At 67.9% G+C, this 22,113-nt stretch carries 19 protein-coding genes; 14 read left to right on the forward strand and 5 right to left on the reverse strand.

The annotated features are described in order from the left end of the window. The first annotated feature begins 109 nt into the window (after window positions 1-109). From ACH2A7_RS07235 to ACH2A7_RS07250, 4 genes are all read left to right on the forward strand, one after another. A complete protein-coding gene (locus tag ACH2A7_RS07235) occupies window positions 110-979 on the forward strand; it encodes a YitT family protein (protein WP_394961045.1) in 870 nt (289 codons plus the stop codon). Between the two features lie 130 nt (window positions 980-1,109). Beyond that, window positions 1,110-4,034 carry an acyl-CoA dehydratase activase gene (locus tag ACH2A7_RS07240; protein WP_394961047.1) on the forward strand — a complete coding sequence of 975 codons (2,925 nt, stop codon included), beginning with the start codon at window positions 1,110-1,112 and terminating at the stop codon, window positions 4,032-4,034. A 4-nt stretch (window positions 4,035-4,038) separates the two neighbouring features. Next, window positions 4,039-5,373, forward strand: a complete 1,335-nt coding sequence (locus ACH2A7_RS07245) for a 2-hydroxyglutaryl-CoA dehydratase (protein ID WP_394961049.1) — start codon at window positions 4,039-4,041, stop codon at window positions 5,371-5,373. 59 nt (window positions 5,374-5,432) lie between these two features. After that, window positions 5,433-6,428, forward strand: coding sequence for an exonuclease domain-containing protein (locus ACH2A7_RS07250; RefSeq protein WP_394961050.1), 996 nt, complete (start codon window positions 5,433-5,435; stop codon window positions 6,426-6,428). Window positions 6,429-6,483: 55 nt separating this feature from the next. On the opposite strand, the gene ACH2A7_RS07255 is transcribed toward ACH2A7_RS07250, so the two are convergent. Further along, window positions 6,484-6,840 carry a helix-turn-helix domain-containing protein gene (locus ACH2A7_RS07255; RefSeq protein WP_394961052.1) on the reverse strand — a complete coding sequence of 119 codons (357 nt, stop codon included), beginning with the start codon at window positions 6,838-6,840 and terminating at the stop codon, window positions 6,484-6,486. Window positions 6,841-7,002: 162 nt separating this feature from the next. Here ACH2A7_RS07255 and ACH2A7_RS07260 point away from each other — a divergent pair, with 162 nt between their 5' ends. Further along, on the forward strand, window positions 7,003-7,476 hold the full coding sequence (locus ACH2A7_RS07260) for a DUF1273 domain-containing protein (RefSeq protein WP_394961054.1): 474 nt from the start codon (window positions 7,003-7,005) through the stop codon (window positions 7,474-7,476). Window positions 7,477-7,511: 35 nt separating this feature from the next. Here ACH2A7_RS07260 and ACH2A7_RS07265 read toward each other — a convergent pair whose 3' ends face one another. Together ACH2A7_RS07265 and ACH2A7_RS07270 are read right to left on the reverse strand one after the other, a co-directional pair. Then, window positions 7,512-9,602, reverse strand: a complete 2,091-nt coding sequence (locus tag ACH2A7_RS07265; protein ID WP_394961055.1) for a glutamine synthetase III — start codon at window positions 9,600-9,602, stop codon at window positions 7,512-7,514. 90 nt (window positions 9,603-9,692) lie between these two features. Then, a complete protein-coding gene (locus tag ACH2A7_RS07270; protein ID WP_394961056.1) occupies window positions 9,693-10,922 on the reverse strand; it encodes a class I SAM-dependent rRNA methyltransferase in 1,230 nt (409 codons plus the stop codon). 114 nt (window positions 10,923-11,036) lie between these two features. Between ACH2A7_RS07270 and ACH2A7_RS07275 the strand changes: the two genes are divergently transcribed. Next, entirely contained in the window at window positions 11,037-11,528 is a 492-nt protein-coding gene (locus ACH2A7_RS07275; RefSeq protein ID WP_394961057.1) for a CYTH domain-containing protein, read from the forward strand. Between the two features lie 174 nt (window positions 11,529-11,702). Then, window positions 11,703-12,428, forward strand: a complete 726-nt coding sequence (locus ACH2A7_RS07280; protein ID WP_394961059.1) for a ZIP family metal transporter — start codon at window positions 11,703-11,705, stop codon at window positions 12,426-12,428. 50 nt (window positions 12,429-12,478) lie between these two features. Here ACH2A7_RS07280 and ACH2A7_RS07285 read toward each other — a convergent pair whose 3' ends face one another. After that, entirely contained in the window at window positions 12,479-13,354 is an 876-nt protein-coding gene (locus tag ACH2A7_RS07285; RefSeq protein WP_394961060.1) for an NAD(P)H-hydrate dehydratase, read from the reverse strand. 99 nt (window positions 13,355-13,453) lie between these two features. Beyond that, on the reverse strand, window positions 13,454-13,963 hold the full coding sequence (locus ACH2A7_RS07290; protein ID WP_394961062.1) for a hypothetical protein: 510 nt from the start codon (window positions 13,961-13,963) through the stop codon (window positions 13,454-13,456). A gap of 130 nt (window positions 13,964-14,093) precedes the next feature. Between ACH2A7_RS07290 and ACH2A7_RS07295 the strand changes: the two genes are divergently transcribed. The 7 genes from ACH2A7_RS07295 to ACH2A7_RS07325 all read left to right on the forward strand — a co-directional run bounded on the left by ACH2A7_RS07295 (window position 14,094) and on the right by ACH2A7_RS07325 (window position 22,012). Next, window positions 14,094-15,425: an MATE family efflux transporter gene (locus ACH2A7_RS07295; protein ID WP_394961063.1), complete on the forward strand. Its 1,332-nt coding sequence runs from the start codon at window positions 14,094-14,096 to the stop codon at window positions 15,423-15,425. A gap of 55 nt (window positions 15,426-15,480) precedes the next feature. Further along, window positions 15,481-18,240, forward strand: a complete 2,760-nt coding sequence (locus tag ACH2A7_RS07300) for a suppressor of fused domain protein (RefSeq protein WP_394961064.1) — start codon at window positions 15,481-15,483, stop codon at window positions 18,238-18,240. 213 nt (window positions 18,241-18,453) lie between these two features. Continuing rightward, window positions 18,454-18,825 (forward strand): ArsR/SmtB family transcription factor, encoded by a 372-nt coding sequence (locus ACH2A7_RS07305; RefSeq protein ID WP_394961066.1) that lies wholly within the window; start codon window positions 18,454-18,456, stop codon window positions 18,823-18,825. A 14-nt stretch (window positions 18,826-18,839) separates the two neighbouring features. Beyond that, window positions 18,840-19,055, forward strand: a complete 216-nt coding sequence (locus ACH2A7_RS07310) for a cation transporter (RefSeq protein WP_394961067.1) — start codon at window positions 18,840-18,842, stop codon at window positions 19,053-19,055. Between the two features lie 28 nt (window positions 19,056-19,083). Beyond that, window positions 19,084-20,931, forward strand: coding sequence for a heavy metal translocating P-type ATPase (locus ACH2A7_RS07315; RefSeq protein ID WP_394961068.1), 1,848 nt, complete (start codon window positions 19,084-19,086; stop codon window positions 20,929-20,931). Window positions 20,932-21,293: 362 nt separating this feature from the next. Continuing rightward, the gene (locus tag ACH2A7_RS07320) at window positions 21,294-21,530 is read left to right on the forward strand and encodes a hypothetical protein (RefSeq protein ID WP_394961069.1); all 237 of its coding nucleotides are present in this window, start codon (window positions 21,294-21,296) and stop codon (window positions 21,528-21,530) included. Then, a complete protein-coding gene (locus ACH2A7_RS07325; protein WP_394961070.1) occupies window positions 21,527-22,012 on the forward strand; it encodes a hypothetical protein in 486 nt (161 codons plus the stop codon). The genes ACH2A7_RS07320 and ACH2A7_RS07325 overlap by 4 nt, the downstream gene beginning before the upstream one ends. Window positions 22,013-22,113: the final 101 nt, after the last annotated feature.

The raw sequence follows: 22,113 nt of genomic DNA on the forward strand, positions 1-22,113 counted from the left end.
GCGCCGGCGCGGGAATTGACAAAAAACCCGGTTGTATGGTACTTTATTACAGATACTGGGGCAGTGGGCCGTTTTGGCCCGCTGCCCGAGAAAGCGGGTCTGCCATTCCATGTTTTCAAAACAGAAGATTTTTTCCCGGGAGTTCGCGGTCTGGGCGCTGCTGCTCAACCTGGGGCTGTTCCTCACGGCGGCGGGCATCCACCTGTTCAAGACCCCCAACCACTTCGCCATGGGCGGCACCAGCGGCGTGTCCATCATCCTGGCCAGCCTCTTCCCCAACCTGAACGTGGGCGGCGCGCTGTTCCTCATCAACGCCGCCCTGGTGGCGCTGGGCCTTGTGTTCCTGGGGGCGAAGACCATGGGGGTGACCATCTACTCCTCCTTTGCCCTGTCGGCCTTCGTGTCGCTGCTGGAAAAGGTGTACCCCATGCACGGCCCCTTCACCGACGACACCTTCCTGGAACTGTGCTTTGCGGTGGCCCTGCCCGCCATCGGCAGCGCCATCGTCTTCAATGTGGGCGCCTCCACCGGCGGCACCGACATCGTGGCCATGATCCTGGCCAAGTACACCGGCCTGGAGGTGGGACGGGCCCTGCTGGTGAGCGACGTGGCCATCGCCGTCTGGGCGGGGGGGCTCTACGGCGTGGCCACCGGCCTGTACTGCCTGCTGGGCACCTTTGCCAAGGCCTTTGTGGTGGACGGCATGATCGAGAGCTTCAACCAGCGCAAGGTCATCACCGTCATCACCTCTCACCCGGAGGACCTGAAGGCCTTCATCCTGGAAAAGCTGAACCGCAGCGCTACCGTCTACACCGCCCGGGGCGCCTACACCGGCAGGGAGGAACAGGTGTACACCACCGTGCTCACCCGGCGGCAGGCGGTGGCCCTGCGCAACCATCTGCGCCGGGCGGACCCCACCGCCTTCCTCACCATCGTCAATTCCTCCGAGATCGTGGGCAAGGGCTTCCGGGCGCTGTGAGCGGGGATGGCAACATCCCCCAACTTCAAACATTTTTCAAAATTCCCTGTTATAATCATAATGTTTACTGTTTTTTCGCGGCCCGGCCCTCGGGGCCGGGCCGCGTCTTACCAAGGAAAGAGGAGATCAAATGCGCGTTGGTCTGGACATTGGTTCCACCACCATCAAATGCGTGGTGCTGAATGACGCCGGCGAGGTGGTCTTTGACACCTACGAGCGCCACGGCAGCCACATCACCGAAAAGACCGCGGAGATTTTGCGGCGGGTGCACACCGAGCAGCTGGAGGGGCGCACCGCTTACCTTGCCATCTCCGGCTCGGCGGGCATGGGCCTGGCCGAGAGCTGCGGCGTGCCCTTTGTGCAGGAGGTGTTCGCCACCCGGGTGGCGGCCAAGCGCCTGGTGCCGGACACCGACGTCATCATCGAGCTGGGGGGCGAGGACGCCAAGATCCTCTTCCTCACCGGCGGCACAGAGGTGCGGATGAACGGCAGCTGCGCCGGCGGCACCGGGGCCTTCATCGACCAGATGGCCACCCTGCTGAAGATGAGCCCGGAGGAGCTGAACGCCGCCGCGGCCACCGCCCAGCGCACCTACACCATCGCCAGCCGCTGCGGCGTGTTCGCCAAGAGCGACATCCAGCCCCTGATCAACCAGGGCGCGGCGGCGGGGGACATCGCCGCCTCCATCTACGGCGCGGTGGTGAACCAGACCATCGCCGGCCTGGCCCAGGGGCGGGCCATCAAGGGCAACATCCTGTATCTGGGCGGGCCCCTCACCTTCAACAGCGTGCTGCGCCAGACCTTCAACAAGACCCTGGGGGTCACGGGCCTGTGCCCGGAGCACAGCCTGCACTTTGTGGCCCTGGGCGCGGCCTTCTACGCCGACAAGGAGTTCAACCTGGCCCAGGTGGCCGACGCGGTGGAGGCCGGCGCCGGCAAGGGCAGCTGGGCCAGCGAGCCGCCCCTGTTTGCCAGCAAGGAGGAGTACGAGGCCTTCCACGCGCGGCATCTGAAGGCCAGCGTGCCCCATCTGCCCTTTGCCGCCGACTGCGGCCCGGTGCACATCGGCATCGACTCCGGCTCCACCACCGTGAAGCTGGCGGTCATCGACCAGAACGCGAACCTTCTGTTCACCAGCTACCAGCCGAACCTGGGCAACCCGGTGCCGCTGGTGAAAGAGGTGCTGGAAAAGCTCTACGCCGACCATCCGGGCCTGGAGGTGGCCAGCGTCACCACCACCGGCTACGGCGAGGCGCTGATCCAGCACGCCTTCAACGCCGACGCCGGCGTGGTGGAGACGGTGGCCCACTTCACCGCCGCCCGCCATTTCCTGCCCGAGGTGGACTTCATCATCGACATCGGCGGCCAGGACATGAAGTGCTTCAAGATCGAGGACGGCGCCATCAGCGACATCTTCCTGAACGAGGCATGCTCCTCCGGCTGCGGCAGCTTTCTGCAGACCTTCGCCGAAGCCCTGGGCTACGACGTGAAGGAGTTTTCGGCCCTGGGCCTCTTTGCCGACCGCCCGGTGGACCTGGGCAGCCGCTGCACCGTGTTCATGAACTCCAGCGTCAAGCAGGCCCAGAAGGACGGCGCCTCCATCCAGAACATCTCGGCGGGCCTTTCCATCAGCGTGGTGAAAAACGCCCTCTACAAGGTCATCCGCGCCTCCAGCCCCGAGGAGCTGGGCCGGCACATCGTGGTGCAGGGCGGCACCTTCTACAACGAGGCGGTGCTGCGGGCCTTTGAAAAGGAGATGGGGGTGGAGGTCATCCGGCCGGACATCGCCGGCCTGATGGGCGCCTTCGGCGCGGCCCTCCACGGCCTTGCCACCGCAAAACCCGGCCAGAAGAGCACCGTGCTGGGCCCCGAGGAACTGGCCGGCTTCAGCCAGACCACCCGCACCGTGCAGTGTAACGGCTGCACCAACCACTGCCAGCTCACCGTGAACACCTTCGCCGGCGGGCGGCGGCTCATCAGCGGCAACCGCTGCGAGCACCCGGTGAGCGGCGGGGCCGCCGGCGGCGACGACGCCCTCAACCTCTACCGCTACAAGCAGAATCTGCTGGCTTCCTACAAGCCGGCGGAGGGCCCCCGGGGCCGCATCGGCATCCCCTTGTGCCTGAACATGTACGAGCTGCTGCCCTTCTGGCACGCCTTCTTCACCTCCCTGGGCTTTGCCGTCATCACCAGCCCGGTGAGCGACCGGGCCCTCTACACCGCCGGCCAGGCCAGCATCCCCAGCGACACCGTCTGCTTCCCCGCGAAACTGGCCCACGGCCACATCAAGGCTCTCAGCCAGATGGGCGTGGACGCCATCTTCTACCCCTGCATGAGTTACAACATCGACGAGCAGCTGGGCGACAACCACTACAACTGCCCGGTGGTGGCCTATTACCCCGAGGTGCTGGAGGTGAACTGCCCCGAACTGGCGGATATCCCCTTCATCGATGACTTCGTGGGTCTGCACCGGCCGGCGGACTTTAAAAACAAAATGTATTTTATCCTTAAAAAATACTTTAAGGATATCTCCAAGGGGGAGGTGGCCCGGGCCGCCGACCTGGGCTACGCCGAGTACCGCGACCATATGCAGCGCCTGCGGGACAAGGGCGCCGAGATCATCGCCGCGGCCCGGGCGGCGGGCAAGCGGATCATCGTGCTGGCGGGCCGGCCCTACCATGTGGACCCGGAGGTGAACCACGGCATCGACGGCCTGATCTGCCAGCACGGGGCGGCGGTCGTCACCGAGGACAGCGTGGCCTGGCACGAGCACAAATTCCCCACCACCGTGCTCAACCAGTGGACCTATCACTCCCGGCTGTACGCGGCGGCCAAATACTGCACCACCCAGAAGGACATGGACCTGGTGCAGCTGGTGAGCTTCGGCTGCGGGGTGGACGCCATCACCACCGACGAGACCCGCAGCATCCTGCAGGCGGGGGGCAAGCTGTACACCCAGCTGAAGATCGACGAGATCACCAACCTCGGCGCGGTGAACATCCGTCTGCGCAGCCTCTTCGCCGCGCTGGACGAGAAGGACAGAAAGGGGGAGTGAACCGATGGAAAACGCGCTGAATTACCCGCGCTTTACGCCGGAAATGAAAAAGACCCACACCATCCTCATCCCCAACATGGCCCCGGTGCAGTTCACCCTGCTGCAGGCGGCCCTGGAGAAGGAGGGCTACCGCACCGAGATTTTGGGCAACTGCGGCAGCCAGGTGGCCCAGCTGGGCCTCAAGTACGTCCACAACGACACCTGCTACCCGGCGCTGCTGGTCATCGGGCAGTTTTTGGACGCGCTGAACAGCGGCAAGTATGACCTGGACCACACCGCCCTGCTCATCACCCAGACGGGCGGCGGCTGCCGGGCCTCCAACTACATCCACCTGCTGCGCAAGGCGCTGGCCCGGGCGGGTTACGGCCACATCCCGGTGGCCAGCCTGAACTTCTCGGGCCTGGAGAAGGACTCCGGCTTCCAGATGACCCTGCCCCTCTTGAAAATGGCGCTGGCGGCCATCGTCTACGGCGACCTTTTGATGACGCTGCGCAACCAGACCGCCCCCTACGAGAAGGAAAAGGGCGCGGCCGAGGCTCTCACGAACAAATGGCTGGGCCGCCTGCGGGAGGATTTCCTCAAAGGCCGCAACATCTCGGCGGGGGCGATGAAAAAGCTGTTCCCCGCCATCGCCGCCGACTACGCCGCCATTCCCGTGGAGCGGACGCCCAAGGTGAAGGTGGGCGTCGTGGGCGAAATTTACGTCAAGTATTCCCCCTTGGGCAACAACCGGCTGGAGGAGTTCCTGGCCGGCGAGGGGTGCGAGGTGAACCTGCCGGGCCTGTTGGGCTTCGTGCAGTACTGCATCAGCAACATGGGTGACACCGTGCGCTTTTACGGCGGCTCCAGGGCCGCCGTCTGGGGCGCCGAGGCGCTGCTGAAGTACATGGACGGCATCGAGCGGGCGTCGGGCGCCGCCATGAAGGCGGCGGGCTTCCACGCCCCCGCGCCCTTTTTGGAACTGCGCACCATGGCCGACGGCATCATCAGCCGGGGCAACAAGATGGGCGAGGGCTGGCTGCTCACCGCCGAGATGGTGGAGCTGGTCACCAGCGGCTACGAGAACATCGTCTGCGCCCAGCCCTTCGGCTGCCTGCCCAACCACATCTGCGGCAAGGGCATGATCAGCCGCATCCGGGCCATCTATCCCCAGGCCAACATCACCCCCATCGACTACGACCCCAGCGCCACGCCGGTGAACCAGGAGAACCGCATCAAGCTGATGCTCAGCGTGGCCAAGGAACGGCTGGACGAGGCCGCCCACGCCCCCGCCGCCCCTGTCCCCTCCCTGGAGGAGCCGGTGCACACGGGCGAAAAGGCCGTGCCGGCCTATCTGTAAAAACAAAAAGCGGGGCGGGCGTTTCGTCCGCCCTGCCCTGTGTGAGAGGAACGAGAGACATGGCCCAACTGATCGTATTTGACATGGAGTGGAACATGGGCTACGCGCCCAGGACCTTCCGTTACCAGGGCGCCGAGCAGACGCTGCGGGGGGAGATCATCCAGATCGGCGCGGCGAAGGTGGAGGGCGGAAAGATCACCGACACCTTCACCGTGACCATGCGGCCCAAGATCTTCCCCAAACTCCATCACCATGTGGCCAAGGTCACCGGACTCACCCAGAAGGACCTGGCGGCGGGGGTGCCCATCCCCGAGGGGCTGCGCCGCTTCATGGACTGGTGCGGCCCCGACGCCGCTCTGGGCGAGTGGGGGCAGGACGACGTGCCGGTGCTCAAGCAGAACCTGGTGCTGGCGGGGCTGGACGAAAGCTGGCCCCACCGCTGGTACGACCTGCAGCGGGCGTTCCTCAGCCAGCGGCCCCGGGCCGAGGGGGAGAGCATGACGCTGGAGAGCGTGGTGGAGCGGCTGGGCATCGAGAAGGAGGAGGCCTTCCACGACGCGCTGGCGGACGCGGTGTACACCGCGAAGGTGTGCTCCTTCATCGACCTGGACAAGGCCCTGGCGGAGTACCCCGATGAAGAGGAGCAGCTGCGCACCCTCACCTGCCCGGAGGGCAGCCGCCGGCGGGATTTCACCCTCTGGCGGGGCTACGCCGACGGCGAGGTGTGGCTGGCCAGCGAGGAGATGCGCCGGGCCAAGTGCCCCGAGTGCGGCGCGCCCCTTGTGCCCGACGAGGGGGACTGGTGGCTGCGCAAGGGCAACAACAGCCTCTACTCCATGGGCCATTGCGCCGCCCACGGGCCGGTGCTCATCTGGCTGCGGCGGATGCGCTCGGACGGGCTGCACCACACCTTTGCCCGGGCCACCGAGCCGGCGGACGAGGCCCAGGCCGCCCGCTGGGCCAAGGAAAAAAAGGCCGCCATCGCCCGGGCGAAGCGCCGGGCGGAAAAGGAGGCGGCGGAGGCCGCCGAGCGGGTGAAAAACGCGGGACGGTAAAAGAAAGCAGCGCGGAATGGTCGGAGAAGACCATTCCGCGCTGCTTTTGTTTGGATTATTTTTGTTCTTTCAGTCGTTTGTCCCTGCGAAGGGTCTCCTTGGCGGCTTTGAGCAGATCGGTGAGAATGCGGATTTCATAGTCGTCGCAATCCTCCAAAAGCAGTTGGGCCTCCCGGGAGAAAACCTCCTTCGAGCGGATCACGCTGTCGCAGAGAAACTCGTCCACCGTGACGTCCAGCGCATTCGCCAGCGAAACCGCCATCGGCAGGCTCAGCTTGGTATTGCCGGTCTCGATGTTGCTCATGTGGGTAACTGAAAGCCCCGCCTTTTCTGCCAGGGCCTCCTGGGACAGGTCCGCCCGTATCCTTGCGATTTTCACCCGCTTGCCGATCGCCTTGTAATCCAGTTCCATTGTTAACCCCTTATCGTATGGCTTCTTGATTGATTCCTCCCTTATTGTAAAGTGACCGGTTTTGATGTATAATAAACCAAGTAAATATAAAATTTATATAATTTAATTTATCTCAAATTTAGGGGTCGACTTTCAACCTTAAAGAAAGGCAGGGCGGCGAAGATGATTTGCACCTTTGCGGGACACAGGGAGGTCTTCGGCCTCAGTCAATGGCCAGTGGTCGAGGCATTGGAAACGTTGCTTTCAACGGAACAGGAGTTGATCTGCTATGTGGGCGGTATGGGAGAATTTGACCGCCTTTGTGCCTGCGCAGTCCGCACGCTGAAATCCAGGCACCAGGACAAGAGAATACGGCTGATTCTGGTGCTGCCATATATGTACCAGCGCCTGAATACCGATGGGGAATACTACCGAAAGAATTTTGACGAGGTGATCGTTCTCCATGAACTCGCACAAGTTCATTACAAAAAGGCCGTCACTGCCCGCAATCGCTGGATGGTAGACCAGGCGGACCAACTGATCGCCTTGGTCTGGCGGGAGCATGGCGGCGCCTGGCAAACCCTGCAGTACGCGCAGCGCCGCGGAAAGCACATCGTCTCCATCAAACGAAAAGAAAACGTGCCGGACGGGGCATAAAGCCGCCGTCCGGCGCGTTTTTTAACAGAATGGATTCACACATAGAACAGCATGGTGCTGTAGCTGGGCAGGGGCCAGTAGTCGCTGCCGCAGACGGCCTCCGCCGCGTCGGCGGCGGCGCGCAGCGCCTGCATGGCGGGCAGCACCTGGTCGTGGTAGGCCCGGGCCTCCGCCAGCGCGTCGGTCAGGGCCTCGGCGGCCTCCACCTGGGCCTCCAGCCGGTCGGCGGCGTCGCTCATGGCGTCGGTGTAGTTGGTCAGCTGGCGCAGGGCCTTCTCCTCCGCCTTGCAGCTGATGCCGGGGCAGGCGGCCTGCTTTGCGGCGATGCCGTTTGCCAGGTCGGTCATGCAGGCGCAGGCGGCGGGCACCAGCTGGCGGCGGGTCATCTCCAGCATGGTTCCCGCCTCGATGTGCCGCACCTTGGCGTAGTTTTCCAGCTTCACCTCGTAGCGGCTGCGGGTCTCGGTCTCGCTGAGCACGCCCATCATGCGGAACAGTTCCAGGTTCTTCGGCTGGATCATCGCCGCCAGCGCGTCGGCGGCGGCGGGGGTGGAGGCAAGGCCCCGGCGGGCGGCCTCCTCCTCCCACTCCTTCGAGTAGCCGTTGCCGTTGAAGATCACCCGCTTGTGGTCCCGGATGGTGCGTTTGACCAGGGCGATCACGGCGGTGTCAAAGTCTTCGGCCTGCTCCAGTTCGTCGGCGTAGCCCTTCAGCTCCTTGGCCACCGCCGTGTTCAGCACGGTGTTGGCGTCGGACATGTTGGCGGAGGAGCCGGGCATCCGGAACTCGAACTTGTTGCCGGTGAAGGCGAAGGGGCTGGTGCGGTTGCGGTCGGTGGTGTCCTTGGCGAACTTGGGCAGCACGTCCACCCCCAGGTCGATCTTGGCGGCCTTGGGGGCCACATACTCGCTGTCGGAGGCGATGGCGTCCAGAATGGCGGCCAGGTCGTCGCCCACGAACACTGACACGATGGCCGGAGGCGCCTCGTTGCCGCCCAGCCGGTGCTCGTTGCCCGCCGAGGCGATGCACATCCGCAGCAGGTCCTGGTACTCGTCCACCGCCCGGATGACGGCGGCGAAGAAGATGAGGAACTGGAGGTTGTCCATGGGGGTGTCGCCGGGGTCCAGCAGGTTCATGCCGGGGGTGCTCAGCGACCAGTTGTTGTGCTTGCCCGAGCCGTTGACCCCCTCGAAGGGCTTCTCGTGCAAAAGGCACTTCAGACCGTATTTGGGGGCGATGCGGCGCATCATCTCCATGGTCAGCAGGTTGTGGTCCACCGCCACGTTGCACCGGTCAAAGAGAGGGGCAAGCTCGTGCTGGGCGGGGGCAACCTCGTTGTGCTTGGTCTTGGCCGCCACCCCCAGCTTCCACAGTTCGGTGTCCAGTTCGTGCATGAAGGCACTCACCTCGGTGCGCAGCGCGCCGAAGTAGTGCTCTTCCAGCTCCTGCCCCTTGGCGGGGGCCGCGCCGAAGAGGGTGCGCCCGGTGAGGATCAGGTCCTCCCGCTGCTCGTAGTGCTCCTTCTTGACGAGGAAATACTCCTGCTCCAGGCCCACGGTCACATCCACATGGGCGATGTCCTTGCCGAACAGCTTCAGAATGCGGCAGGCCTGGTCGCTCACCGCCTTCATGCTGCGCAGAAGGGGCGTTTTCTCGTCCAGCGCCTCGCCCGTCCAGCTGCAGAAGGCGGTGGGGATGCACAGGGTGCCGTCCTTCACAAAGGCGTAGCTGGTGGGGTCCCAGGTGGTGTAGCCCCGGGCCTCGGCGGTGGCGCGCAGGCCGCCGGAGGGGAAGCTGGAGGCGTCCGACTCGCCCCGCACCAGCTCCTTGCCGGAGAACTCCATGATGGCGGTGCCGTCCTTCATGGGGCTGATGAAGCTGTCGTGCTTTTCGCTGGTGATGCCGGTGAGGGACTGGAACCAGTGGGTGTAGTGGGTGGCGCCCTTCTCGATGGCCCAGTCCCGCATGAAGCTGGCCACCACGTTGGCCAGCTCGATGTCCAGGGGCTGCCCCTTCTGCAGGGTGGCCTTCAGGCTCTTGTAGGTGGCGGCGGGCAGCCGTTCCTTCATCACATGCTCGTTGAACACCAGCGAGCCGTAGATCTCTTTCGGATTCGGATGGGACATGGTCGCTTCCTCCCTGCCGCGGCGCGGCATAAAATTACGTCAAGCATTATACGGCGCGGCGGCGGGGGCTGTCAACGGCCCGCGCCGGCTTTACACCACCTGGAAGAGATAAAATTTGAGATAGCCTGTCTCCTCCGCGTTCCACAGGATCGGGTGGTCCGGCGCCTGCTGGCGGGCCTCGATCTGCCGCAGCTGCCGCCCGGCGTCCAGCGCGGCTTCCGCCAGCATTTTCTCGAACATGGCGGGGGTGGCGAAGTGGCTGCAGCTGGCGGTGGCCAACAGCCCGCCCCGGGGCAGCAGCTTCATGGCCCGATAGTTGATCTCCTTGTAGCCCCGCATGGCGTTCGCCGCCGTCCTGCGCGCCTTGGTGAAGGCGGGCGGGTCCAGGATGATGAAGTCGTAGTCATGCTTGCCCTCAAGGCTGGGCAGCAGGTCGAACACGTCGGCGCAGACAAAGTCCATCCGGTCCGCAAGGCCGTTCAGAACGGCGTTTTCGCGGGCCATCTCCACCGCCGCCTCGCTCACGTCCACCGCCGTCACATGCTCGGCGCCCCCCAGGGCCGCGTTCAGGGCAAAGCTGCCGGTGTGGGTGAAGCAGTCCAGCACCCGGCGGCCCTTTGAAAGCTGGGCCACCCGGCGGCGGTTGAGCTTCTGGTCCAGGAAAAAGCCGGTCTTCTGGCCGTTCTCCGCGTCCACATGGTAGCGCACCCCGTTCTCGGTGATGATGGTCTCGGCTTTTTCCGGGTGGGCAAGGTCCGGCACCTCCAGCCAGCCCTTGCCCTCGGCCAGGCCCTCCTTCTCCCGCAGCCCCACGTCGTTGCGCAGAAAAACGCCCCGGATGTCCTCGCCGTCGGCGGCCAGCGTCTCCACCAGCAGCCGGGCCAGCAGTTCCTTTCGCTGGTCCATGCCAAAGGAAAGGATCTGCACCGACAGGATGGGCCCGAACCGGTCCACGGTGAGGCCCGGCAGGCCGTCCGCCTCGCCGAACACCACCCGGCAGCACTGCAGATCCTGGGGCGGGTAGATCGCCTTGCGGTAGGCCCAGGCGTATTCGATGCGCCGCCGCCAGAAGCTTTCGTCAAAGCGGTCGTTGGCGTTGCGGCTCAACAGCCGCACCCGGATCTTGCTGGCCTCGCTCCACAGGCCGCTGCCCAGGTACCGCCCCTTGCGGCTGAGCACGTCCACCACCCCGCCGTTCTCCGGGGCGGGATCGGGGGCGGCGGTGATCTCGTCGGCGTACACCCAGGGGTGGCCCTTCAGGATGGCGGCCTCCGCCTTGGGGGTCACGGCGCAGGTGGGGTAGGGTCGATCAGCTTTCATAACAAGGCTCCCTCATATCGGTTGAAAACCGGTTATACTAATGATACTATTTCAGTATAGCGGGTTTGCCCGGCCCCGGCAAGGGCACGGCCCGGAAAAAAGGAGAATAAAACCATGGAAATAGAACGCAAATGGCTGGTGAAGGATTGGCCCAGGGGCCTGGAGTCGGTGCGCACCCTGAAAATGCGCCAGGGCTACATCGCCCTGCGGCCCACCGTGCGCATCCGGGAGGAGGCGGACGAACAGGGCACCGAATACATCCTCTGCTTCAAGGGCAAGGCGGGGCCGGGCGGTCTTTCCCGCACCGAGATCGAGACCCCCATCGACAAAGACCTGTTCCGCCAGCTGGAGGAGCTCATCGGCAAGCCCCTGATCGAAAAGGAGCAGCGCCGTTACCCCCTGGCGGACGGCCTCACCCTGGAGGTGAACCGGGTGGACGCGGGCAGCCCCGGCGAATTTTTCTACGCCGAGGTGGAGTTTGCCACCGAGGAGGCGGCCCGCGCCTGGAAGCGGGGCGTGCTGCGGGAGTATCTGGAGCACGAGGTCACCGGCGAGAAGGGGCAGAGCATGGCCGACTACTGGGCCAGGACCAGGGGCGCGGAGTAAGCCCCCCCGTTCCCTTCGCGTCCCGTTGCCGCGCCGCCCGGGGAGCAAGGGCTCCCGCGTCTTCCGCCCCCCTTCAAGGGGGGCTTTTTGCTGCCGGTTTTCCGCCTTTCGCCGGGCGGCGGCGCACCCTTTTCCCCCTTTTTGTATACAGTGGGGGAAAGGGGGTCGAGGAAATTGCACCGGATCACAGCGGCGATATGGATGGATCTTGTGCCCTGCCTGTGCACGGCGCTGGGCGCGGGAACGGTGTTTTTGACGGGGCGGCGCGCCGCCGGCCCGGGACGGGGGGTCATGGGCCTCTCGGCGGGCATCATGCTGGGGGCGGGGCTGTTCGGCCTGCTGCTGCCCGCGGCGGCCGAGGGCGGCTGGGGCCGGGCGACGGCGGGGTTTGCCATCGGGGCGGCGGCGCTGGCGGCCCTGGGCCCGCTGGCCGACCGGGTGGTGCGCACCGGGGGCGCGGGGGGCCTGGTGCTGGCCAGCGCCTTCTATAACCTGCCGCAGGGCATGGCGGTGGGCCTCACCGGGGCGCTGGCGGCCATGGGGGAGGGGGCGGGCCTGGCCGGGGCCCTCACCTTCAGCCTGGGGCTGGGGCTGCAGAACTTCCCCGAGGGCGCGGCCCTCAGCCTGCCGCTGCGGGCGGCGGGCCTGTCCCGGCGGGGGGCCTTTGCCGCGGGTGCGGCCAGCGGCCTGGTGGAACTGGCGGGTGCCGCGCTGGCCGGGGCGCTGGCCGCCCGCATCGCGCCGGCGCTGCCCTGGCTGCTGGGGGCGGCGGCGGGCACCATGGCCTTCACCGTGGCCCGCCAGCTTGCCCCCGCCGCCGCCGGCGAGGGGCGGCGGGGCGCGGCGGGGGCCGCCCTGGGCTTCGGGGCCATGCTGGCCCTGCGGGCGCTGCTGGGCTGAAAAACGGGGGCCGCGTCCCAAGGACGCGGCCCCCTGCCGTCTGTTCTGTATCACCGCTCGCCGGCGGCGAAGATCGCCCCCAGGTCGGCGAAAATGTCGTGGGGCAGCATGCCGTACTGGCCCAGGCGCTTTGCGCACTCGTCCGCCGCCGCCCCGTGCAGCCACACGCCGCACACCGCCGCGTCCAGGGGGGAAAGGCCCTGGGCCGCCAGGCCGGCGATCATGCCCGCCAGGATGTCGCCGCTGCCGCCCCGGGAGAGGCCCGGGCCCCCGGTGGGGTTCACGAACACCTCGCCCCCCGGCCCCGCCACGATGGTGCGGTGGCCTTTCAGCACCACCACGCAGTCCTGGGCGCGGGCGTAGCCGGCGGCGATGCCCTCCCGCCCGGCGTTCACCTCCGCCACAGTCAGCCCGCACAGGCGGGCCATCTCGCCGGGGTGGGGGGTCAGGATCAGCGGCAGCCCCGGCGAGCGGGGCAGGCTGTCCATTTTGGCGGCGGCGTTCAGGCCGTCGGCGTCCAGCACCAGGGCGCACCCGGCGGAGGGGCCCAGCTGCTCCAGCAGGGCCGCGGTGTCCGCCGTGTCGCCCATCCCCGGCCCGAACAGCAGCACCTCCATGCCCCGCACCTTCTCCAGCACCGCTTTGCCGCTCTGGGCGCTCACCCCGCCCTCGGCGCTCTGGCGGCAGGGCAGAAAGACGCACTCGGGGCAGCGGGCGGCCACCGCCCCGATCACCGGCTCCACCCCCGCCAGGGTCACCAGCCCGGCGCCCACGCGCAGCGCGCCCTCCACCGCCAGCGCCGCCGCGCCCCGAAAACGGGCCGAGCCGCACAGGCACAGTACCTTGCCGTAGCTGCCCTTATGACTGTCCGCTTTGCGGCGGGGCAGCAGTTCGAACACCTGCTGCCCTGTGATCTCCTTGGCCATCTGGCACCGCCCCTTTCCTTTGCTTTATTATACAGCATCCCGCGCCGGCGCAAAAGAGAAAAAGGCCGCGGCGAACGCCGCGGCCCCGGACACTGCCGTTCAGTCTCCCGCCTGCACCCGGATGCGGAAGAAGTAGACGATGGACCCCCGCCAGCCGAAGTCCGCCTGGATGCGATACATATAAACGCCGGGGGTGGCCGGGGCGATGAGCGGCCCGTCGCCCGCGTCCACCAGGTCGAGGAAAGCGTCGAAGTTCTCCTCGTCCGACCGGCTGATGGTCAGCTTTCGCGGCTCCATCGAAAAGGCGATGTCCATATAGGTGCGGGCCAGCATCTCCACCGGCGGGGTGTGGTCCTGCAGATCCTGGCTGCTGTAGGGCGGGGTGGATTTTGCGGTGGTGGTGAGGAAGTTCCACTCATACCCCGCCCGGAAGATCATCTCCGGCGCCATCACGGTGGAGCCGTTCATGGTGATGGTGATGGAGGGCAGGGCCTGTTCGGGATCTTTCACATCCATATTTTCCCGGATGAAGATGGTGATGCAGATGGCCACCGCCAGCGCCGCCGCGCCGATCAGCAGTTTGCGGATGATCTGGATCTTGTTGTACAAGCCTCTTCGCCCCCCCTTTGCCGACCCAAGTCTATTACCATTATATACGAAGGACGCGCAAAAATCCAGACGTACCGCGCCGTTGCCAAGCGCCCCCAAAAGGGCTATAATGCCAGAAAGAGGTGAACCCATGCAGAACGATCGACCCGCCGCGAGCCGCGGCCAGTTCTGGCGCTACGCGCTGCCCAGCATGTTCAGTCAGCTGCTGAACAGCTGCTTTATCATTGTGGACGGGCTGTTCATCGGCCAAAATCTCGGGGACGCGGGCCTGGCGGCCATCAACGTGGCCTGGCCCATCGTGGCGGTCATCCAGTCGGTGAGCCTGGCGGTGGGCACCGGCGGCGCGGTGCGTCTGGCCACCGCCCGGGGCCGGGGCGACGAGACGGAGGCCCTGGCGGCTCGGGGCAACACCTTGGTGCTACTGGCGGTGTGCGCGGCGGCGCTGGAGGTGGGGCTGGGCCTGACCTATCCCCGCATCTTGCCCCTCATCGGCGCGAACGCCGAACTGTACCCGCTGGCCGCGGCCTACAGCCGGGTGGCCTGTCTGCTGTCGCCCTTGCAGGTGTTTTCCTGCGGGTTGCTGCCGCTGGTGCGCAGCGCAGGGCGCACGGTGGGGGCCATGATGGTCACCGTGGGGGGGCTGCTGGGCAATATTTTTCTGGACTGGCTGTTCATCCAGCGGTTCCAGTGGGGGCTGCCCGGCGCGGCCCTGGCCACCGGCCTTTCCCAGGGGCTGTGCGCGCTGGCGGCGCTGCCGCTGCTGCTGGCCCACAGGGGCTGGCCGCTGCGCCTGCGCCAGTTCGTTCCCGCCCGGCGGATGGTGCGGGGCATCCTGCACAGCGCGGTGGCGCCCTTCGGCCTGTCCATCTCCACCAGCGCCATCCTGCTCGTCACCAATCTGCAGGCCCTGCGCCACGGCGGCACCCGGGGGGTGGCGGTCTACGCGGTGCTCAGCTATGTGCTGGGCAGCGTCATCCCGCTGGTGGGCGGGGTGGGCGACGGGCTGCAGCCCCTGGTCAGCTTTGCCCGGGGCGCCGGCGACTGGCACGCCCTTGCCCGCCTGCGCCGGGCCGGCGCGGCCCTGGCGCTGGGGGTGGCGCTGGCGTGCGGCGCCGCCTGCTGGGGCCTGCGCAGCCAGCTGCCCCTGCTGTTCGGCGCCAGTGAACTGGCGGCGGCCCAGGGGGCGGCGGCCATGTGGACGCTGGTGCTGGCCTGCCCTTTCATGGCGCTGGCCCGCTTTTGCTGCAGCTATTTCTGTGCCGCGGGCGAACCGGTGGCCGGCGCTGTGATCGCCTTCGGCGAGCCGCTGGCGGCCCAGCCCCTCTTTCTTTTTACCCTGCCCCTGGTGTGGGGGCTGGAGGGGGTCTGGATCGCCTATCCCGCGGCGGTGATGCTCACCGCCGCGGCAGCCCTTGTGCTGATGCGCCGGCACCTGGCGCTGCTGCCCCGGCAGGACGGATAAGGAGGAACGCAATGCACTCATTAAAATATGCGGTGTCCGGCCGGAGGGGAAAAGAATGATCCTGAGCGACGGATTCCTGGCCCGGCTGGCCGAACTGGAGGCCGAGGGCCGGTATTATATCATGCTGGACGAGATCCAGCACCATCTGGAGGACGGGCTGGACGAGGGCCGCTGGTCGGAGGCGGACGTCTGCGCCGACGGCGACCTGGCGGCGCTGGTGGCCCGGCTGGACGCCGCCGCCGGCGACTACGAGTGCTACTGGCACACCCGCCGCTGGCTGGAACGGTGCGCCGAACCGGTCCGGAACGCCGCCTGGTACGGGGCGATGGCCCGGGCCTGCCTGTACACCGGCGAGCCGCGGCGGGCGCGGCAGCTGGCGGAGGCGGGGCTGCGCCGCTTTCCGGGGGACGGCCTGCTGGCGGCGCTGGCGGCCGTGCTGCGGGCCCACGGGGGCGACGTGCCCGGCGCGCTGCAAGCGCTGGACGACGCCTTCGCCCGCGGCGGGGAGAGCGCGGCCCTGGCCCGGCTGCGGGCGGCGGTGGCCGCCGGCGCGCCGCTGAAGGAGCTGGCGGTGTGCGCCGCGCCCCCGGAACAAGAGCGGAAGGTGCGGGCCCTGGCCCCCGGCTTTGTGCCGGACGGCGCGGGCCTGGGCCGGGTGTCGGCGGCCCTCGGCGCGCGGGACTGGGCCTTCGAGGCCCCCTGGTGCGCCTGCCGGGTGCCCTTTGGGGAGGGCCTTTTGGAGATGCGCCTGCGGATGAGCGAGGCCGCCGCCTCCAAGCTGGACCCGGCCTGGCTGGCGGACCTGGTGAAGGCGCTGCCCCGGCTGGAGGCCGCGGCCCGGCCGCTGGCCCGGCGCCGGCGGCCGGGGGTGCGGCTTGTGCCGGCGGAGGTGCTGGTGGACCGGCAGGGCCGGGCCCAGCTGGGCTACCACGCGGGGCACTGCCCCGAGGAGCCCCTCTATGCCTATGTGATGATCGAGCATGACCTCTCCGCGCCCACGGCGCTGTACGAGGAGCGCTGGCCCGGCAGCTGGTTCGACGAGCCGCCCGCGCCGCTGGCCCCGCCGCCGCCCCCCTCGCCGGGCTACGCCCCGGCCCAGACGGCGGCGCTGCAAAAGCACATCCGCGCCTGGCTGGGCCCGGTGAGCCGGGTGCTGCCCGGCGCGGACGGCATCTCGGTGCTCATCATCGACCCGCAGCCGGGCCGGGAGTACTACACTCTGCTCACCTGGGGCATGGGGGCGCGGCCGATGGAACTGCCCCCCGACCTGGAAGGGCAGCAGCTGGAGCGGGCGGAACTGATGATGCTGCTGCCCGCCGGCTGGAAACTGGACGACGAGCGGGAGATCTGGCGCTGGCCGGTGCGCTGGCTGCGGCTGCTGGCCCGGATGCCCGCCGAGGAGAGCACCTGGCTGGGCTGGGGCCACACCGTGCCCAACGGGCGGCCCTTTGCCTCCAACACCCTGCTCTGCGGCACCATGCTGGTGGACCCGCTGGACGCCCCCGAGCCGGCGGCCATCTGCCCGCTGCCGGGGGGCGAGGCGGTGAATTTCTACCAGCTGCTGCCCCTCTACGCCCCTGAGATGGACCTGAAACTGGTCCAGGACGCCGACGGCCTGCTGGACGCCATGGAGGACAAGGGCCTGCTGGAGGAGCCCTGGGTGCGGGTGGACCGGCCCAGCGCCGTGGGCGAGGTGGAGCCGCCCCCCGACCCCGCCCTGATGGACCGGCTGGAAGAGCTGGACCGCCGGGCGGACGACGCGGGCATCGCCGCGCTGCTGGAGCCGCTGGCCGCCGGGGGCACCGGCGCCCGGCTGGCGGGCATCCTGGCCCGGTCGCTGAACAACCTGGGCCGGTACAAAGAGGCCGAGACCGCCCTGCGGGCGGTGGAAAAAGAGGGCGCCGCCGATCCCCTGTGGCAGTTCCGCATGGGCTTTGCCCTCTATTATCAGGGCAAACTGGAGCAGGCCCTGGCCTGCTTTGCGGCCAGCGAGCGCATGGCCCCCGGCGACGGCGAAACCGAGACCTACCTGGGCTGGTGCCGCACGGCGCTGGACCGACCGGTCTGCCTGGAACCCTTCACCGACCGGGCGGCCCGCTTCTGGGCGGCCTTTTCGCGGCGGGAGCGCACCCTGTACGACAGGGCCCGGCGGGAGGGCTGCCAGGCGGTGCTCCCCGTCCTGGCCGGTCTGCTGGAGCAGTGCTTTGCCGCGCCGCAGTTCCGGCTGGAGGCGGCGGGGCAGCGGCTGCGGCTGACCCTGCTGTGGGAAACGGCGCCCCACCGGCGCTGGCTGGCCCCGGCCTGGAGGGCCCTGGCCCCCGCCTCCGCGGCCGAACGGTGGGAGTTCTGTTTTGACGAGACGCCGCCCGAGTGGACCGGCTACCGGGGCGCGCCCACCGGCAAAAAGGGCCCCCGGCGGGACGTGATCGCCGGCACCACCTGCTTTGCCGCCCTGGCCCGGAACTTCTCGGCGGGGGACGGCTCCCTCTGCGCCGCCGCGGCGGCGGACGGGGCGGTGGCGGGCTTTTTCTACTACACCCCCGCCGCTTGCGGCCCCCAGGGGCCGGTGGCCGGCCGGGCGGCGCTGGAGGAGGCCCTGGCCCGCCGGGGCGCGGGCTGCCTGGCCGTGCTGGGCGGCGCGGTGGGCGTGGGGCGCTGCTACATCGACGTGCTGGCCCTGGACCTGGAAAAGGCGTTGGACGCCGCCGCCCGGGTGCTGGCCGCGCCGGAGTGCGCCGACCCGGGCTTTCAGGTGTTCCGGCCCGGGAGCCGGGGCGCCGCCCTCCCTTCCCCCGAAAGACAGAGCGGGGAATGAGGCGGGCGCCCCGGGGGGAAAAACGCGATCGTGACCGAAAAAAATCATCGCCAGCCAAGCGGGCCGGCCCTTGTATTTTGGTGCGGGCCTCTTTTCCGCCTGAAAAAATTTTTAAAAAAATCGCTTTTCCCCATTGACAGAGCGATGACCCATGAATATAATATCATTTGAACAGATGTTCAAATGATTGTTCCATTGAAGGGAGGCATTCATATGGACGAGACCACAGCCGCCCGCGGCAAAGGCGCCGACTGCGCCGGGCAGGAGGGAGGCAGCCGCTGCGAACAGGTGCGCGGCGCGCTGCCGCCGGACGAAGTGCTCTACGACCTGGCGGAACTGTACAAGATCTTTGGCGACACCACCCGGGTGAAGATCCTTTACGCTTTGTTCGAGAGCGAATTGTGCGTCAACGACATCGCCCAGTGCCTCTCCATGACCCCGTCGGCGGTGAGCCACCAGCTGCGCATCCTGAAGGCCAACAAGCTGGTGCGCTTTCGGCGGGAGGGCAAAACGGTGTTCTACGGGCTGGACGACGACCATGTGCGGGACATCATCGCCCTGGGGCTGGAGCATATCGCGGAATAAAGGAGGAGCGACCGATGAAAAAGACCCTTTGCATTGAAGTGGACTGCGCCAGCTGCGCGGCCAAGATGGAGCAGGCGGTGAACCGCCTGCCCGGCGTGGAGAGCGCCACCGTGAGTTTCATGACCCAGAAGATGGTGGTGGAGGGCCCCGACGAGGGGTTTGACAAGCTGATGCAGCAGGTGGTCAAGGCCTGCCGCAAGATCGAGCCGGACTGCGAGATCCATCTGTAAGGCCGGCCCGGGGGAGGGAGCGTTTGAGATGAACCGCAAACAAAAACGGATGCTGGCGCGCATCCTTGTGTCGGCGGCGCTGCTGGCGGCGCTGCACTTTGTGCCCGCCGCGGGGGCGGCGCGGCTGGCGCTGTATCTGGTGCCCTATCTCATCATCGGCTACGACGTGCTGCGCCGGGCGGTGCTGGGCGTGGTGCACGGCGAGGTGTTCGACGAGAACTTTCTGATGGCGGTGGCCACTGTGGGCGCGCTGGCGCTGGGGGAGTACGGCGAGAGCGTGGAGGTCATGGTGTTCTACCAGCTGGGCGAATTGTTCCAGAGCTACGCGGTGGGCAAGAGCCGCCGCAGCATCGCCGCCCTGATGGACATCCGGCCGGACAGCGCCAACCTGGAAAAGGACGGCGCGGTGGTCACGGTGGCGCCCGAGGAGGTGGCGGTGGGCCAGATCATCGTGGTGCGCCCGGGCGAGAAGGTCCCGCTGGACGGGCGGGTGGTGGAGGGCGTTTCGGCCCTGAACACCAGCGCCCTCACCGGCGAGAGCCTGCCCCGGGACGTGGAGGCGGGCGACGAGGTGGTCAGCGGCTGCGTCAACACCACCGGCCTTTTGCGGGTGGAGGTGACCAAGCCCTTCGGCCAGTCCACCGTCAGCCGCATCCTGGACTTGGTGGAAAACTCCAGCATGAAAAAGGCCAAGGCGGAAAACTTCATCACCCGCTTCGCCCGCTGGTACACCCCGGCGGTGTGCATCGGCGCGCTGGCGCTGGCGGTGCTGCCGCCCCTCTTTTTGGGCGGCTGGGTGGAGTGGCTGCGCCGGGCGCTCACCTTCCTGGTCATCAGCTGCCCCTGCGCGCTGGTCATCAGCGTGCCGCTGGCCTTCTTCGGCGGCATCGGCGGGGCCAGCCGGGCGGGCATCCTGGTCAAGGGCGGCAACTACCTGGAGGCGCTGGCCGCCACCCGCACCGCCGTGTTCGACAAGACCGGCACCCTCACCCAGGGCGTCTTTGAGGTGACCCGGGTGTTCCCCGCCCCCGGCGTGGAGGAGCGCCGGGTGCTGGAGGCGGCGGCCCTGGCCGAGCAGTTCTCCAGCCACCCCATCGCCCTCAGCCTGCGGCGGGCGGCGGGCCTCGAAGCCGCGCCCGACCGGGTGAAGGACGTCACCGAGAGCGCCGGCCACGGCGTGACCGCCCTGGTGGACGGCGTGCCCACGGCGGTGGGCAGCGCCCGGCTGATGGAGCAGCTGGGCGTGGCCTGGCAGCCGGTGGAGGGCGCGGGCAGCGCGGTGTATGTGGCCCAGAACGGCGCGTTCTTGGGCGGCGTGCTCATCAGCGACCGGGAGAAGCCCACCGCCAAAGCGGCGATGGAGGAACTGCACCGGGCGGGCGTGCGCACGGTGATGCTCACCGGCGACGGCCGGGCCGCCGCCCGCCAGACGGCGGAGCGGCTGGGCATCGACGAGGTGCGCAGCGAGCTGCTGCCCGCCGACAAGGTGGCCTGTGTGGAGCAGCTGCTGGCCCAAAAGCCCCGGGGCACCACCCTGGCCTTTGTGGGCGACGGCATCAACGACGCGCCGGTGCTCAGCCGGGCGGACGTGGGCATCGCCATGGGGGCTATGGGCTCGGACGCGGCCATCGAGGCGGCGGACATCGTGCTGATGGACGACGACCCCGCCAAGCTGAGCCTTGCCATGAAGGTGGCCCGGCGGTGCCTGGCGGTGGTGCATCAGAACATCGCCTTTGCCCTGGCGGTCAAGTTCGGCTGCCTGGCCCTGGGCGCGGTGGGCCTGGTGGGGATGCAGGCGGCCATCTTCGCCGACGTGGGCGTGATGGTGCTGGCGGTGCTCAACTCCATGCGCACCCTGGGCGCGGCAAAAAGGTGAATCGAGCGCGGCGGGCGGCCCTTCGGGGCCGCCCGCTTTCCTTGCATTTGGCGGGGGGCTGTGCTATCCTGTTTTTAACGGAGGGCCGGCCCGGCGGCCCGCGAAAAGGGAGTGAGGCGGATGGAACAGCGCAGACCGGCGGACCCCCGCCTGTTGTGGGGGTTCTGGGCGTTGGCGGCGGCGGGCATCCTGCTTTTCATCGTGTTGCTGCGGGCGGACCTGCGGGAGACGCGGCCGCTAGACGCCGCCCTTTACACCGAGGCGGCCCCGGCGGGGTTCGGTTATGGGTGCGAGGCGACGCCGGGCGAGGGCGTGCTCACCTTCCGCGGCTGGGCCGCGGTGGAGGGGAGAAGCTGGAAACGGTGGACTGCCGCCTGGTTTTGTACAGCCCCGGCGAAGACCGATACTACCGGCTGCCCACCACCATGGACCCCGGCGAGGAGGCGGCGGCCGCCACGGGTGACCCGGACGCCGGCTTTTACGCCTTTGCCCTCGCTGACCAGCTCCCGGCGGGGGAGCTGGAACTCTGTTTTGCCTACCGCAGCAATGGCCACAACGCCCTGATCCGCACCGGGCAGATCGTGGGAGGTGCGCTATGACGGAAACAGTGAAACCGCGCCTGCGGGCGCTGGCCTTCCATCCCCTGACCCCCTGCCTGGTCTTTGGCTTTTTCACCGCCCTGTGGCACTTCGGCCTGGTGGTGGTGGATGTGGACGAGGCCTTCTATGGCGCTGTTCTGGGCAACCAGCCGCTGTGGGAGTTTCTGGCCGGGCAGTACGCCCGCTGGTCCTCCCGCACGGTGATCGAGTTCTTTTTGTGCATCTTTTCCAGCCTGCCCCGGTGGGTCTGGCGGGCGGCGGACACCGGTGTGCTCACCGGCCTGGCGCTGGCCATGGCCCGGCTGGCCGGGGGCGTTGGCACGTCCGCGGCCGATATGGCCGCGCGCCGGCGCGTGGGGTGGCTGGCGGCGGCGCTGCTGTGGCTCTACCCCTGGTGGTACCTGAGCACCGCCGGCTGGGTGGCCACCACCATGAACTACCTCTGGCCGCTGGCGGGCTGTGCCTGGCCCTCGTCTCCCTGACGGGCTGGGGCGGCCGGGCGGGCGCGGCGGCAGGGCTGCTGGGCCTTGTCTACGGCGTGAACGCCGAGCAGACCGCCGTGCTGGCCCTGCTCTTGCTGGCG

It is taken from the genome of Candidatus Allofournierella merdavium, assembly GCF_944382735.1.
Classification (GTDB): Bacteria; Bacillota; Clostridia; order Oscillospirales; family Ruminococcaceae; genus Allofournierella_A; species Allofournierella_A merdavium.